This is a genomic window from Pseudomonas sp. NPDC077408, from assembly GCF_050269105.1.
Taxonomy (GTDB): domain Bacteria; phylum Pseudomonadota; class Gammaproteobacteria; order Pseudomonadales; family Pseudomonadaceae; genus Stutzerimonas.
Window position 1 is genome coordinate 875,653 of sequence record NZ_JBNNHS010000001.1, and the last position, 14,515, is coordinate 890,167.

The following is a 14,515-nucleotide window of genomic DNA, read 5'->3' on the forward strand; positions in this document are numbered from 1 at the left end:
GGCTGAGTAATAACGCATATTAGGCCATCAAATCAGGCGCCGGGACGGAATCCGCTCGGCGGGAAAAACACAGCCCGATGGTATCTGGCGGCTGGCACGCCGCGATTCAGATCTCACCGAGGGGCAGAGCGGTTCGCTGCACCGGAGGATACCGAAAAGGCATTCCACGGTTTTAGACCGGCGTATCGCTATTTGGCCTCGGCAGAACTCAATCAACGGCCTGCACTGCCGGAGTCACGGTTTAGCGGGCGCAGGTATGAACCACTATGGAGGCAGCATGAAGGCATTGCAAGGCGTCGAGGGACAGGTGGAGTGGGTGGAGCGTACCGCGGCGAAGTGCGGTGATGGAGAGGTCAGGATTCAAGTAGCCGCTGCAGGTCTGAACCGTGCTGATTTGCTGCAACGGGCGGGGCACTATCCGCCGCCCCCCGGCGTGACCGATATCCTTGGTCTGGAATGCTCCGGAGTGATCAGCGAGGTTGGTGCTGGCGCTTCCTACCAGATTGGTGACCGTGTATGTGCTCTATTGGCGGGTGGCGGCATGGCCGAGGAGGTTGTGGTCGATAGCCGCCATGTTCTTCCGGTACCGCAAGGCCTGTCGTTGCCAGAGGCGGCGGTTATCCCCGAGGTATATGCCACGGCATGGCTCAATCTGTTCCGCCTGGGTGTGCTGCAGCCCGGCGAGAAGGTGCTCTTGCACGCCGGTGCCAGTGGTGTGGGATCGGCTGCAATTCAATTGTGCAAAGCCTTTGGCAACCCATGCTGGGTCAGCGTCGGTTCGACCGATCGTCTGGCCTATTGCGAGTCGCTGGGTGCCCAGGCCGGCGTGCTTCGGGGTGAGTCACTGGAAGCGCTTCGCGATTTCGGACCCTTTGATCTGATTCTCGATCCGGTTGGTGCAAAGTATGTAGCGCTCAACACTCAGCTGCTAGCGACGGACGGACGTTGGGTAATGATTGGCCTGATGGGCGGACGCAAAGCCGAGGTTGATCTGGGGTTGCTATTGGCTAAACGAATCCAGCTGATTGGTTCTACGTTGCGTAGCCGCGGGGCTGATGACAAGGCCGATTTACTGGCTGACATGCAGAATAAAATCTGGCCGCTCTTCGCCAACCAGACTCTTTCGCCGCGATTGGAACGCAGTTTCCCGGCGCGCGACGTGGAAGCGGCATTTGCTGCCCTGGCAAGCAACCGGGTGTCCGGGAAGGTTGCGTTGGTTATCGACGACAGTCTGGCCTAAACAATCCAGGCGCATGCGCCTGGAGACCAGAGTTAAGGCAGCTCGGCGCTCGAATAGAATGCACTGAGTACCTTCACCAGATGCGCCAGATCCTGGCTGCCGGCCAGCTCGCGGATCGAGTGCATACCAAAGGTCGGCAAGCCAATATCCACCGTGCGCACGCCCAGCTGGCTGGCGGTGATTGGGCCGATGGTCGAGCCGCAGCCCATGTCGCTGCGGGTGACGAAGCTCTGCACCGAGACTTCGTTTTCCAGGCAGAGATGGCGAAAGAAGCCGGCGGTTTCGCTACTCGTCGCGTATCGCTGGTTGCTGTTGACCTTGATCACCGGCCCAGCATTGAGTTTCGGGCCATGGTTGCCGTCATGTTTGTCGCTGTAGTTAGGATGCACCGCGTGAGCATTATCGGCCGAGATCATCAGTGAGCGGTTGATGCTGCGCTGGAAGGATTCACCTTCAGGCAATACGCGGCGCAACACTTGCTCGAGAAACGGCCCGTCCGCACCACACATCGACGTAGAACCGACTTCTTCATGATCGGTGCAGACCAGTACACAGGATTCCTCAGTGCCCGCACGCAATAGGGCCTGTAGGCCCGCGTAGCACGACAGCAGGTTATCCAGGCGGGCTCCAGCGATAAAGTCGCCATTCAGGCCGATCACTGCAGCGCTTTGGGTATCGTAGAAACTCAGCTCGAAATCGAGTACGACGTCCGCAACCAGACCATGTTCGCGGCTGAGTTGGTCCGCCAGCAGCGCCCTGAAATCTGGGCTGTCTTCGCTGGCGACTTGCGCCAGGATCGGTGGTAGTTCGTTCTGTGGGTTGATTGTCCAGCCCTGATTGGCTTCCCGATTCAGGTGGATCGCAAGGCTTGGAATCACCGCAATGGGCAGCTTGAAATCGATGAGCTGGCTTTCGATTCGACCGTCGCGGCTATAGGTCACGCGTCCAGCCAAGGACAAGTCGCGGTCGAACCACGGAGCAAGCAGCGCGCCGCCGTAGACTTCTACGCCAAGCTGCCAGAAGCCTTGGCGCTGCAGTTCGGGCTGCGGCTTGACGCGCAGGCAGGGGCTATCGGTGTGCGCACCGACCAGGCGCATGCCCTGTTCGATGACCGAGTGGCTACCCAGTTGGAAAGCGACGATCGCTGAATCGTTACGGGTGACGTAGTAGCGACCGCCCGGTTCGGTGTGCCAAGTCTCGCTTTCATCCAGGGGCTTGTAGCCAGAGGCCTGCAGGGCCTGGGCAAGGCTGGCAGTGGCATGAAATGGGGTAGGGGAGGCCTTGAGGTAATCGATCAGACCCTGGTTGAGTTCTTCGCGCATGGTTGGCTCCGGACGGCAATGGCTCGGAGTTTATCGCGGAATCAGGTGCAAGCTACAGGCCGCACAGCCTGTAGCCACTCCTTTTAGAACGGCGCCGGACACTCGAATCGCATACGTTCGCCAGTTTGAGGATGGGTCAGGGCAAGCATGCTGGCGTGCAGGCAGAGCCGGTCATGCGCGGTGAGCGCCTTTTCGTGCGCATAGAGGCGATCTCCTAAGAGGGGATGGCCGATCGAGAGCATGTGGACACGCAGCTGATGGGAGCGGCCGGTGATCGGGGTGAGCTCGACCCGGCTGTAATCACCGCAGCGCTCCAGGACTCGCCAATACGTTAGCGCATGCTTGCCCAGCTCATGGTCGACCACATGTCGCGGTTTGGTCGGCGGGTCGTAGCGCAGCGGCAGTTCAATGCTTCCACTGTCCTGTTCGGGCTCGCCCCAGCATAGGGCGGTGTACGCTTTTTCTGTCTCGCGGTCGTGGAACTGTCGCGACAATTCGCGGTGGCTGTCCGCGTCACGTGCAAGCACGATCAGGCCGGAGGTTTCCCAGTCCAGGCGATGAACGATGCGCGCCTCGGGGTAGCCGTTTTCCTGTAGTCGGGTGACCAGACAATCCTTGTTGTCATCGGCGCGACCGGGCACCGACAGCAGCAGAGTAGGTTTGTTGATGACCAGCAGAGCGGCATCTTGGTGAACGAACTGGATGTGACTGAGGGGCATTTTCGAATTCCGCAAACGACATCGGCGACCGAAGTCGCCGATGAATCTGTCGCTACACTAGGGTGCTGGCGACTACCTGGTCGATCAACGATCGGGCAAGGTGATGTTCAGCTCAAGGATCGAACAGCTTCCCTGATCTTCCAGGGCGACCTGAACCTGATCGCTGTCGATGTTGACGTACTTGCGAATCACCTCGACCAGCTCTTTCTGCAGCGCCGGCAGGTAGTCCGGCTGGGTGCGCTGGCCGCGCTCGTGGGCGACGATGATCTGCAGACGTTCCTTGGCGATGTTAGCTGGCGTTTCCTTCTTCTTGCGTTCACGAAAGAAGTCGAGAAGGTTCATTCGCGGCCTCCAAACAAGCGTTGCAGGAAGCCCTGCTTCTTGACGTCGAGGAAGCGATGGTTCACTTCCTTGCCGAGCAGTCGATCCACGGCGTCGCTGTAGGCCTGGCCGGCGTCGCTCTGGTCATCGAGGATGACCGGCACGCCCTGGTTGGAGGCTTTAAGTACGGCTTGGGATTCTGGGATGACGCCGAGCAGACGAATCGACAGAATTTCCTCGACGTCCTCGACACCGAGCATTTCGCCCTTGACCACCCGCTCGGGGTTGTAGCGGGTCAACAGCAGATGTTCCTTGATCGGCTCATCGCCGTTTTCGGCGCGGCGGGATTTGCTGGCCAGCAGGCCCAGCATGCGGTCCGAGTCGCGAACAGAGGAGACTTCCGGATTGGTTACGACAATGGCTTCGTCGGCGAAATACATGGCCAGGTGCGCGCCTTTCTCGATGCCGGCCGGCGAGTCGCAGATGACGAACTCGAAGTTTTTGGCCAATTCGTCGATGACTTTTCCGACGCCTTCAAGCGTCAGCGCATCCTTGTCGCGGGTCTGGCTGGCCGCGAGGACGTAGAGGTTTTCGAGACGCTTGTCCTTGATCAGTGCCTGGGTCAGGGTGGCATCACCCTGAATGACATTGACGAAGTCATACACCACGCGACGCTCGCAGCCCATGATCAGGTCCAGGTTACGCAGACCGACGTCGAAGTCGACGATGACGGTCTTGTGGCCGCGCAAGGCGAGGCCGGTACCGATGGCGGCGCTGGAAGTGGTTTTACCGACGCCACCCTTGCCGGAAGTGACTACGAGGATCTTGGCCAAGGTGATTCACCCTAAATATGAAGTCGGGACCGTAGCCGAGTCGGCTTACAGTACGCCCGTTTTGGTGCTTGAAAATTCGCGGCAGTATCCGTTAAAGGCGGGTGATGTTCAACACGTCGCCGGATAGCTTCATTTGCACGGCTTCGGCCCACAAAGGGTCGCGTCTAAGGTCTTCGGCGACCTTGTAATGCCCGGCAATCGAGACCATTTCAGCAGCTAGCTGCTGACAGAAAATACGTGCATTGGCGTCGCCCTTGATGCCTGCCAGCGCACGCCCGCGCAGCGGGCCGTACACATGGATGTTCCCATCGGCGAGAAGTTCCGCGCCGGGGCTCACCGCGGCCAGCACGATCAGATCGCCACCCTGGGCATAGACCTGCTGGCCGCCGCGGATGGGAGTGGTGATCACGCGGGTGGGGCGGTAGGCGGGCTCTGCCGGTTTGGCGGGTTCGCTTGGGGCCTTGCTGGTGACGTCGAGCTTGCGTTCACGAGCGCCCGACGGCGGTAGCACGGGCAAATCGAGCCGGCCGGCGGCGTCGACGATTTGCGGGTCGCCTGAACGCAACGCAAGGGTACGCAAGCCATGCTTTCGGCAGATCGCGATAAGGGCAGGCAGGTCGAGGTTGCAATCGCTGGGAAGTTTGTCCAGCGCCAGCACCAGGGGCGTGTTATTGAAAAAGTCCGGGGCCTGTTCGACCTTGACGGCGAGCTGCTGATCCAGACGCTGCAGGTCGTTCTGTGTCAGCTCCAGCACGGTGATGGCGAGCATGCTGCCCTTGAGCTGGAATACGGGGGCTTGGTCGGTAAGATCGGCTTGGCTCATGGTCTGCCTGCTGCGGTAAATGGCGAGGACTTATAGCGGGGCGAACTGCCGCCTGCAAGTCTCGCCCACACTCTCGGACGGGTGCCGTGCATCGCAACGCTGCCGCATTGGCGGATGATTTATCGCTAGAATGCGCGCTTTTATCGGTTCGGACTGCCAATGGATCGTCCTCGTTTTCGCGCATCATTTCTTCATCCTCGTTTCTGGCTGCTGTGGCTTGGCCTCGGTCTACTGTGGCTGGTGGTGCAGTTGCCCTATCGGGTTTTGCTGTGGCTGGGGCGCGGTCTTGGTGCATTGATGTACCGGGTAGCACGGTCGAGACGGCAGATTGCCCGGCGCAACCTGCAGCTGTGCTTTCCGGAGTTGAGCGAAAAGGAGCGTGAACGACTGCTGCGCGAGAACTTTATCTCGACCGGGATTGCCTTCTTCGAAATGGCCATGAGCTGGTGGTGGCCCAAGTCGCGTTTGCAGCGACTGGCGCAAATCCAAGGGCTTGAGCATCTGCAGCAGGCGCAGGCAGAAGGGCAGGGCGTGATCCTGATGACGCTGCATTTCACAACGCTAGAAATCGGCGGAGCGCTGCTCGGCCAGTGGCACACCATCGATGGAATGTACCGTGAGCACAAGAATCCGGTGTTCGATTACGTGCAGCGGCGTGGCCGAGAGCGACACAACCTGGATGCGACAGCGATAGAGCGTGAAGATGTGCGTGCCATGCTCAAAGTTCTGCGTGCGGGCCGGGCAATCTGGTATGCGCCAGACCAGGATTACGGCCGCAAGCAAAGCATCTTCGTACCCTGGTTCGGTATTCAGGCGGCAACCGTGACCGCAACGACCAAGTTCGCACGCCTTGGTAGGGCTAGGGTGATCCCTTACACGCTGGAACGCCTGCCTGAAGGAAGAGGCTACAGCCTGGTGGTGCATCCGCCATTGGACGATTTCCCCGGCGAAAGCGAGGAGGCTGATTGTCGCCGCATCAACGAGTGGATTGAAGACGCGGTCAGGCAGCACCCTGAGCAGTACCTGTGGGCCCACCGGCGCTTCAAGACCCGACCGGAGGGGGAGTCGAGTCTGTACCGCAAGCGGCCGAAGAAGCCGGTTAGTGTGTAAACACACCGTCGCGGAAATCACGCAGCGCCTGTTCGATCTCTTCGCGGCTGTTCATCACGAACGGGCCGTACTGCACAATCGGCTCGTTGATCGGGCGGCCTGCCAGAAAAAGGACGCGGGCGCCGCTGCTGGTTGAAAGCTCCAGTTCTCCTTGTCCAGAGAGTCGGGCAAGCTGATTCTTTGCAAGGCGTTGCCCACCCACCGTCAGCTCGCCGTCAAACACATACAAGATGACTCGCTGCCCGTCGGACACCTGCGGCGTCAGCCGCGTGCCGGCTGGAAGGCAAAGATCGAACAGCTGCGGCTCGGTATTCGGGCGTTGCACAGCGCCGGCTTGTGTGACGCCTTCGGCGCAGAGCTGGCCGGCAATCACCACCGCTTCGACACCGCTCGGCAGTGTTATTCGGGGGATTTCGGCGGGAGAGAAGTCGCGGTAACTTGGTTCGTCCAGCTTGTTTTTCGCCGGCAGGTTGAGCCACAGCTGAAACCCGCGCATCGCGCCGTGTTCTTGCTGAGGCATCTCGCTGTGAATGACGCCGCGTGCTGCGGTCATCCATTGCACACCGCCGCTCTCTAGCAGGCCGACATTGCCGAGGTGATCTTCGTGGCGCATGCGACCTTCAAGCATGTAAGTGATGGTCTCGAAGCCACGGTGCGGATGCGCCGGGAAGCCGGCGATGTACTCGTCCGGGTTGTCCGAGCCGAACTCATCGAGCATCAGAAAGGGATCGAAGCGCTCCGGCGCGGCGCCGCCGAACAGCCGCGTCAGGCTGACGCCAGCGCCATCGGAGGTGGCGCGGCCGGTGCTGACAGATAGGACTTCACGCGTGGTCATAGCATCGCTCCTAGAACAGATGGGCTAAGACTACGGCCGGCAACTCGATGCGCTAATGCGAAATTCGAACCTGTCGTATCGATTCAGCCGATCATTCCTCGATCTGCAGTTCCCGCGCGCGGGTGTAGACGTAGCGGACCTTCTCGTATTCAAACGGCGAATTGAGTTGGCCGTAGCGCAGGGGCGTCGTGTGACGGATATCGATCAATCGCAGCGCGGTGAGACCGAATTCACCACCGCTGGCTTCGGCATAGCTGAAGTAGTCGACCTGTCGCTCAACGCCAAAATCCACTGCCTGGCCAGCGGTGTCCCGCAGGTTCGACGGGCCGAGTGCGGGCAGGATCAGATACGGGCCGTGAGGTACGCCATAGAAGCCGAGGGTTTGGCCGAAATCCTCATTGTAGCGGGGCAAGCCCATACGCGTTGCAGGGTCCCAAACACCACCGACGCCGAGAATCGTGTTGAACAGCAGGCGCGCGGTCGTGGTCATGGCCCGCTCGCCCTTAAGTTGCGCGATGCTGTTAAAAAGCGTCGGGATTTCACCGAGGTTATCGAAGAAATTACTGACGCCGGTCCTCACGATCTTGGGCGTTACATAACGGTACCCGCGGACGGCAGGCAGCATCACAAACTGATCCAGACGGTAGTTGAAGTAGTACATGCGCCGGTTCAGCGACTCCCAGGGGTCATAAATGTTCAGCGCGTCGAAGGTGGCGCGTTCAAATTCGCGCTGGTCGAGACCGGGGTTGAACTCCAGGTTGCGCAGCGGATGGGTGAAACCATCCTCATCGACAGTCCCCGTCTGGGCATGGGTCACGCTGCTGATTAGCAGCATGACGGCAAGCAAAGCGCGTTTAGCCACGGAAGAACTCCAACATATCGTGGGCGTTGACCCGGTAGGTGAGGTTGCCGCAGTGGCCACCGCGAGGATAGAGCGTCATGCGATCACCGAAGGTGCGGCGAAGGAACCCCAGATCTCCAGCGCCGAGAATGATGTCGTCGGCGTTATGCATGACGGCGATTTTCGGACTGTTGCGCATGTAATCCTCGAGCGCATACAGGCTCACCTGTTGCACCAGTTGCGCCATGCTGCCGCCGTCCTGCTGCGCGCGCCACATGGGGATCAGCTGCTCGGTGATATAACAATCGAAATCACAGAGCAGCGCGCGGCGGAAGAACGGCTCGAGACTGGTGCCTTCATCGATTGGATATTTCGGTGGCACGATCAGGCCGCGTCGGTTGATCAGGTCGGAGGTGAAGGCAATATCGGCCGCGGAGAAGCGGAATACCGAGCCGATCAGCATGGCCATCTGCTCATCGGTAAGTCGCAGCGCCGATTGCTGGAAGTCAAACAGCATCGCCTCGTCCAGGTTGATCGTGCCTTGCTGCCGGTAGTAGCGCGTGAGCTTTTCCAGGACGACTTCGTAAAAGGTGGTGGTGCTGTCGATGGCATCAACCTGTGTCTGCACCAGCTTGTCGAGGTTGCTGATCGAGGTGTAAAGGTTCACCGGGGGGTTGATCATCAGCACGCGCTTGAAGTTGAAACTCTGTCGCGTCTCGTCGAGCTTGCTGACGAATGCAGCGTTAAGCGCGCCCAGGCTATAACCGACCAGGTTGAACTCAGTGACCGGCAGCTCATGCTGCTGCGCGCGAACGGCTTGCATTACCCGATAGAGGTCTTTGGCGTCACCCGGACTGTAGCCTGGCGTTGCGTAGCGCGAGGCAGCGGCGATGAAGTCGAAGCTGGTGGGAGAGGACAGTTGCACCACGTGATAGCCGGCCCCGTAGAACAACCGCTTCAGCGACTCGGTCTTGCCGGCTGAGTAGCTCGCACCGGTGCCAGAGATGATGAACATCAGCGGCGCTGGACCAGGCTGTTTTGCTAGCCGATATGTGAGTCGTTTTACCGCCCAGAAGTTATCAGGCAGGGTGAACTCCCGCTCGGGACGTAGCCGCAGGCTGTAGTCCGCCTGATCGATGTCGTCATCTTCAGGCAAGTCGGCGCGAAATGGCGCCGGTGTCGTGGCTATCGTCGCCTCGAATGGGTTGCTTAAGGGATAGCCATATTGCTCGACGCTGATGTCTGCCGCGTGGGCAGGCGTAACGACCAGTGCAAGCAGTGCGCTCAGGCACAGCAGCAATCGCATATGAGGTGATCTCCGGTGACTACGGTGGGGTTTGGCTGGTTGATATTCAGTTTTCAGGGGCCGGCGGCGGGGCCGTGGTCCGTTCGGTGCACTCGACGATAATTGGGACACCGGTGGGGGTGTCGGCATCGAGTTTGGTCTGATCGCCGTGACCATGAATTTTCGCGCTCAGATGATGCCTGGAATTGCCTGCCCTATGTCGTTTCGCTAAGCATTGACCGCAATTAAGCCGGCAGGTTGCGTCGCTTTTAAGCGGTGATAGCAAAAAGCCGGTTGCGAGCTGGCCAGTGTGGATTGGTGACCGGCTGGTCACCGCTCGGCAGGCGCAGACGTTTGAGTTGAGTGTCGTTGCTCGAACGCTTGCTAACACGCTTCTTAACGGCACAGGTGCTTCGTGGGATTGCAGTGGTAGCGCTGGATGAGAGCGGTAGCGCTTACGCCTGGTGATGTAGCCAGGCGTGAGCGGGGATGCGCTTCTCGGCAGCAGTTTGACGCTTGTCCAGACGCTGCCAGACCTTCTCGTGAAAGTAAAAGCCCACCGAGTTGCACAGGGGTTCGATAGCGGCAACCAAGCCACCGGCTGCTGCGCTGCCGGTCAAGGCGTAGGTGACCGAGAACGCGATGCAAAAGTGCATCAGGGTAAAGGTAACGGTCTTGGTCATGGTCGATTCTCCGCAGCGATCGAGAATTATTCTCTGTTGCGGTGGAGTGTGCTTGTGCCTGCGTAGCGTAGGAAATCACCGTGTTCGATGGACCAGATAGGCCAGCGCTATAGCCTTCCGTTTGCGTAGGTCTGATAGGCGCCAACGCGTCTGGCACGGGCCTCTCACTAAATAAAAACAAGACCATGGTCGAGTGGCGTTAAGACGGGCCGGCCCTAAAGTAGCCGCCCTGCCTTCATGTGTGGGCAGAGACCGTGTGGAGACCCCAATGAACAACGAGACAGTAATTCAGCAGATCAATGCTGATCCACGATTCCACGAGCTGGTTGCCAAGCGTGGTCGTTTCGCCTGGATGCTGGCGACCATCATGCTGACCGCTTACTTCGCATTTATTCTTGTCATCGCGTTTGACCCTGCGGTGCTGGGAACACCTCTGAGCACTGGCTCCGTCACCACCTGGGGTATCCCGGCGGGTCTGGGCCTGATTTTCCTGTCGTTCGTGCTGACCGGAATCTACGTGCAACGCGCCAATGGCGAGTTCGATCGTATCACCCAGGACATTCTCGACGAGGCCCAGAAATAATGTTCGCTCGCCTGCTGACTGCAGCTGCTCTGATGGCAGTTGCTCCGGCGCTGTTTGCTGACGCCCTAACCGGCGATGTACAGAAACAGGCCACCAACTGGACCGCCATTTCCATGTTCATCGTATTCATCGTGTTCACGATGGGTATCACCAAGTGGGCGGCCAAGCGCAACACCTCCACTTCTGACTACTACACCGCTGGCGGCAGCATCACTGGTTTCCAGAACGGCCTGGCGATCGCGGGTGACTTTATGTCGGCTGCCTCGTTCCTCGGAATATCCGCGCTGGTCTTTACCAGCGGCTACGACGGCTTGATCTATTCGATCGGCTTCTTGGTGGGCTGGCCGATCATTCTGTTTCTGATGGCCGAGCGACTGCGCAACCTGGGTAAATTTACCTTCTCCGACGTAGCCTCCTACCGCCTGGGACAGACTCAGATCCGTATCCTATCTGCGTGCGGTTCGCTGATCGTGGTTGCCTTCTACCTGATCGCGCAGATGGTCGGTGCCGGCAAGCTGATCCAGTTGCTGTTCGGCCTGGACTATCTGGTCGCGGTGGTGATGGTCGGCGTGCTGATGGTCATGTACGTGATGTTCGGCGGTATGCTGGCGACCACCTGGGTGCAGATCATCAAGGCTGTGCTGCTGCTGTCTGGTGCAACCTTCATGGCGGTCATGGTGATGTACAACGTCGGCTTCGATTTCAGCCGTCTGTTCTCCGAGGCGGTGGCGCTGCATCCGAGCCATCAGGCGATCATGAGCCCGGGCGGCCTGGTTTCCGACCCGATTTCCGCGATCTCGCTGGGTCTGGCATTGATGTTCGGCACGGCTGGCCTGCCGCACATCCTGATGCGCTTCTTTACCGTTGCTGATGCCAAAGAAGCGCGCAAGAGCGTGTTCTATGCGACCGGCTTCATCGGCTACTTCTATATCCTGACGTTCATTATCGGTTTTGGCGCGATCCTGCTGGTCAGCACCAACCCGAGCTTCAAGGACGCCACGGGCGCCATCGTCGGCGGCACCAACATGGTCGCCATCCACTTGGCTTCGGCAGTCGGCGGCAATCTGTTCCTGGGCTTCATCTCCGCGGTGGCCTTTGCCACCATCCTCGCGGTGGTTTCGGGCCTGGCGCTGGCGGGTGCTTCCGCTGTCGCCCATGACCTCTATGCCTGCGTGATCAAGAAGGGCAAGGCCAAGGAAGAGGACGAGATGAAGGTGACCAAGCGCACCACGCTGGCCCTGGGCGTGCTGGCCATCCTTCTTGGTGTGGCTTTCGAGAACCAGAATATTGCCTTCATGGTGGGCCTGGCGTTCTCGGTTGCCGCGAGCTGCAACTTCCCGATTCTGTTCCTTTCGATGTACTGGAAGAACTTGACTACCCGCGGTGCGCTGATCGGTGGCGCGATGGGCCTGGGCACGGCGTTGCTGCTGACAATTCTCAGTCCGACGGTATGGGTCGATGTGCTGCACTTCGAGAAGGCCATCTTCCCGTACAAGTACCCGGCACTGTTCGCCATGATCGCGTCGTTCGCGGGTCTATGGTTCTTCTCGGTTACCGACAAGTCGAAAGCGGCTGCCGAAGAGCGCGCACGTTTCTTCCCGCAATTCATCCGTTCGCAGACCGGTCTGGGCTCGAGTGGTGCGGTCGCACACTGACCTCACACCTCAGCTGAAAAAAGAGCAGCCTTCGGGCTGCTTTTTTTATGCGCCACCGCAGGTTTATGGGTAACTCAGAGCCCGGTCAATCGGGTGCGAGGTATGCCAGTCATTCAGCATTTCGATAGAGGCCGGAGCCTGCAGCGGCTTTCGCTAGACTCGTGGCAACTCCACGAACAAAAGGTTACAAACGATGCAAAATCGGATGATGGTCACAGGGGGCGGTTCCGGCCTGGGTCGCGAAATTGCGTTGCGCTGGGCGCGCGAGGGTTGGCAGCTGGCATTGTCGGATGTCAACGAGGCCGGCCTGGCCGAAACTCTGAAGATGGTCCGTGAGGCGGGCGGCGATGGTTTCACTCAGCGCTGTGACGTGCGCGACTACAGCCAGCTAACGGCGCTGGCACAGGCTTGCGAGAGCAATTTTGGCGGCATCGATGTAGTGGTTAACAACGCTGGCGTCGCTTCGGGTGGCTTTTTCGAAGAACTGTCGCTGGAGGACTGGGACTGGCAGATCGCGATCAACCTGATGGGCGTGGTCAAGGGCTGCAAGGCGTTCCTGCCTTTGGTGCAGAAGAGCCAGGGCAAGATCATTAACATCGCGTCCATGGCGGCTCTGATGCAAGCGCCAGGAATGAGCAACTACAACGTGGCCAAGGCCGGCGTAGTGGCGTTGTCCGAAAGCCTGCTGGTGGAGCTGAAGCAGCAGGAAGTCGGGGTTCATGTGGTCTGTCCGTCGTTCTTCCAGACCAATCTGATGGATTCCTATCGTGGGCCGACGCCCAACATGAAAGCGCAGATCAGCAAGCTGCTCGAAGCGTCGCCTATTTCTGCTGCCGACATCGCCGACTACATATACCGTCAGGTTGCCGAGGGCGTGTTTATGATCCTGCCGCATGACGAAGGCCGGACGGCTTGGAAAATCAAGCAGCAGAACCCTCAGGCTATCTATGACGAGATGGCGCTGCTGGCGGAGAAGAAACGTAGCAAGAGCAAAACCTGACCAGTCGGTCCGTTTTGCTTGCCCTGATCCAGGGGCGGGAGTAGGGTTGCCGGTCCTACCCAGTCTGCCTCTGGACTCACTGTGAAAAATCCGTCTCGCTGGCTGCTCATGCTGGCTCTGGTGCTGGCCGCGATCAATCTTCGTCCCGGTATTACCTCGTTTGCACCCCTGATCGAACGCATCGCCGAGGAGCTCAGTCTCAGCCGCAGCGTTATCAGCCTTACTACCGCCTTGCCGGTGCTGCTGATGGGGTTGCTCGCGCCGTTGGCGCCACGTCTGGCGGTGCGTTTCGGACTGGAGCGCACCATCAGCCTGTGCCTTGGCTTGATCGGCCTGGCGCTATTACTGCGTCTGTTCGGTAAAAGCGCGCCGGTATTGATTGGCACGGCGGCCATGGTGGGTGCCGGAATCGCGGTCGCCGGGCCGCTGTTGTCAGGCTTCATCAAGCGTTATTTCCTCGAGCAGATGGGTAAGACGGCCGCCTACTATTCGTTGAGCATGGCTGTTGGCGGCACCATCGGCGTGGTGCTTACCGCACCGGCGGCCGAGCTGCTGGGCGATCGCTGGACCTGGGGGCTGGCGTTGTGGGCTATTCCTGCAGTGCTGGCGCTGTTGATCTGGTGGCGCCTGCCGAACCAGCCGGAGCCGGCGGTCGAGAGCCGCACCGGTCTGCCGTGGCGTGAGCCACGCGCCTGGTTGGTGAGCATCTATTTCGCCTTGCAGGCCGGTCTGTTCTACGCACTGGCGACTTGGCTGGTGGCGCGTTACCACGAGGTCGGCTTCAGCCTGCTACAGAGCAATGCATTTTTCAGTGGCTTCATGCTGATCGGTTTACCCAGCGCGTTCATCATGCCTTGGCTGGCGCAGCGCTTCGGTCGGCGGCACCTGCTGATGGCTTGCTGCGGCGTACTGGCGACGGTGTGTCTGTTGGTCATTGCCTGGCTTCCTCAGGTCAACCCCTTGCTGGTCTGCATGCTGCTGGGTGTGGCCTTGAACGGAACCTTTTCGATGTCACTGGTATTGCCCATGTACGAAGCGAACTCGCCGCTTGCGGTCAGCCGCCTGACGGCGATGATGCTTTGCACCGGTTATTGCCTGGCCTGTTTCACGCCAGTGCTGACCGGTTTGGGCCGCGATATCGCCGGTGATTACCGAGAACCCTTCCTCGTACTCGCGACCATGTCAGCGGCAATGTCGCTGCTCGCCTTGCGGCTGGCGCCCCGCCGAGATCTGTCTGCTGCGACGACGCCCTGAAGGTGCCGCTA

The 14,515-nt window shown here is 59.7% G+C and carries 15 protein-coding genes; 6 read left to right on the plus strand and 9 right to left on the minus strand.

Annotated elements, in window-relative coordinates:
• Positions 1-277 precede the first annotated feature (277 nt).
• Complete coding sequence (locus ACQKEK_RS04350) at positions 278-1,240, plus strand: NAD(P)H-quinone oxidoreductase (protein ID WP_499141192.1); 963 nt, start codon at positions 278-280, stop codon at positions 1,238-1,240.
• Positions 1,241-1,272: 32 nt separating this feature from the next.
• Here ACQKEK_RS04350 and ACQKEK_RS04355 read toward each other — a convergent pair whose 3' ends face one another.
• The 5 genes from ACQKEK_RS04355 to minC form a co-directional block, all read right to left on the minus strand.
• Entirely contained in the window at positions 1,273-2,562 is a 1,290-nt protein-coding gene (locus ACQKEK_RS04355; protein WP_499141193.1) for a M18 family aminopeptidase, read from the minus strand.
• Positions 2,563-2,645: 83 nt separating this feature from the next.
• Complete coding sequence (locus tag ACQKEK_RS04360; RefSeq protein WP_499141194.1) at positions 2,646-3,281, minus strand: RluA family pseudouridine synthase; 636 nt, start codon at positions 3,279-3,281, stop codon at positions 2,646-2,648.
• An 84-nt stretch (positions 3,282-3,365) separates the two neighbouring features.
• A complete protein-coding gene (minE, locus tag ACQKEK_RS04365; RefSeq protein ID WP_019341568.1) occupies positions 3,366-3,623 on the minus strand; it encodes a cell division topological specificity factor MinE in 258 nt (85 codons plus the stop codon).
• On the minus strand, positions 3,620-4,435 hold the full coding sequence (gene minD, locus ACQKEK_RS04370; protein WP_128120563.1) for a septum site-determining protein MinD: 816 nt from the start codon (positions 4,433-4,435) through the stop codon (positions 3,620-3,622). Before minD ends, minE begins: the two co-directional genes overlap by 4 nt.
• A gap of 91 nt (positions 4,436-4,526) precedes the next feature.
• Entirely contained in the window at positions 4,527-5,258 is a 732-nt protein-coding gene (minC, locus tag ACQKEK_RS04375; RefSeq protein WP_499141196.1) for a septum site-determining protein MinC, read from the minus strand.
• A 159-nt stretch (positions 5,259-5,417) separates the two neighbouring features.
• Between minC and ACQKEK_RS04380 the strand changes: the two genes are divergently transcribed.
• Complete coding sequence (locus ACQKEK_RS04380; RefSeq protein WP_499141197.1) at positions 5,418-6,368, plus strand: lipid A biosynthesis lauroyl acyltransferase; 951 nt, start codon at positions 5,418-5,420, stop codon at positions 6,366-6,368.
• Here the strand turns inward: ACQKEK_RS04380 and ACQKEK_RS04385 are convergent.
• From ACQKEK_RS04385 to ACQKEK_RS04400, 4 genes are all read right to left on the minus strand, one after another.
• Positions 6,358-7,203 (minus strand): pirin family protein, encoded by an 846-nt coding sequence (locus tag ACQKEK_RS04385; protein WP_499141199.1) that lies wholly within the window; start codon positions 7,201-7,203, stop codon positions 6,358-6,360. The genes ACQKEK_RS04380 and ACQKEK_RS04385 overlap by 11 nt on opposite strands.
• Before the next feature lie 91 nt (positions 7,204-7,294).
• The gene (locus tag ACQKEK_RS04390) at positions 7,295-8,038 is read right to left on the minus strand and encodes an MlaA family lipoprotein (RefSeq protein WP_101153055.1); all 744 of its coding nucleotides are present in this window, start codon (positions 8,036-8,038) and stop codon (positions 7,295-7,297) included.
• A gap of 19 nt (positions 8,039-8,057) precedes the next feature.
• Positions 8,058-9,350, minus strand: coding sequence for an alpha/beta fold hydrolase family protein (locus tag ACQKEK_RS04395; protein WP_128120566.1), 1,293 nt, complete (start codon positions 9,348-9,350; stop codon positions 8,058-8,060).
• Positions 9,351-9,784: 434 nt separating this feature from the next.
• Positions 9,785-10,012 carry a DUF2061 domain-containing protein gene (locus tag ACQKEK_RS04400; protein WP_128120567.1) on the minus strand — a complete coding sequence of 76 codons (228 nt, stop codon included), beginning with the start codon at positions 10,010-10,012 and terminating at the stop codon, positions 9,785-9,787.
• Between the two features lie 268 nt (positions 10,013-10,280).
• Here ACQKEK_RS04400 and ACQKEK_RS04405 point away from each other — a divergent pair, with 268 nt between their 5' ends.
• From ACQKEK_RS04405 to ACQKEK_RS04420, 4 genes are all read left to right on the plus strand, one after another.
• On the plus strand, positions 10,281-10,595 hold the full coding sequence (locus ACQKEK_RS04405; protein ID WP_128120568.1) for a DUF485 domain-containing protein: 315 nt from the start codon (positions 10,281-10,283) through the stop codon (positions 10,593-10,595).
• Positions 10,595-12,250 (plus strand): cation acetate symporter, encoded by a 1,656-nt coding sequence (locus ACQKEK_RS04410; protein WP_499141201.1) that lies wholly within the window; start codon positions 10,595-10,597, stop codon positions 12,248-12,250. Before ACQKEK_RS04405 ends, ACQKEK_RS04410 begins: the two co-directional genes overlap by 1 nt.
• A 193-nt stretch (positions 12,251-12,443) precedes the next feature.
• Positions 12,444-13,250 carry an SDR family oxidoreductase gene (locus ACQKEK_RS04415; protein WP_499141202.1) on the plus strand — a complete coding sequence of 269 codons (807 nt, stop codon included), beginning with the start codon at positions 12,444-12,446 and terminating at the stop codon, positions 13,248-13,250.
• 108 nt (positions 13,251-13,358) lie between these two features.
• The gene (locus ACQKEK_RS04420) at positions 13,359-14,504 is read left to right on the plus strand and encodes an MFS transporter (RefSeq protein WP_499141360.1); all 1,146 of its coding nucleotides are present in this window, start codon (positions 13,359-13,361) and stop codon (positions 14,502-14,504) included.
• Positions 14,505-14,515 lie beyond the last annotated feature (11 nt).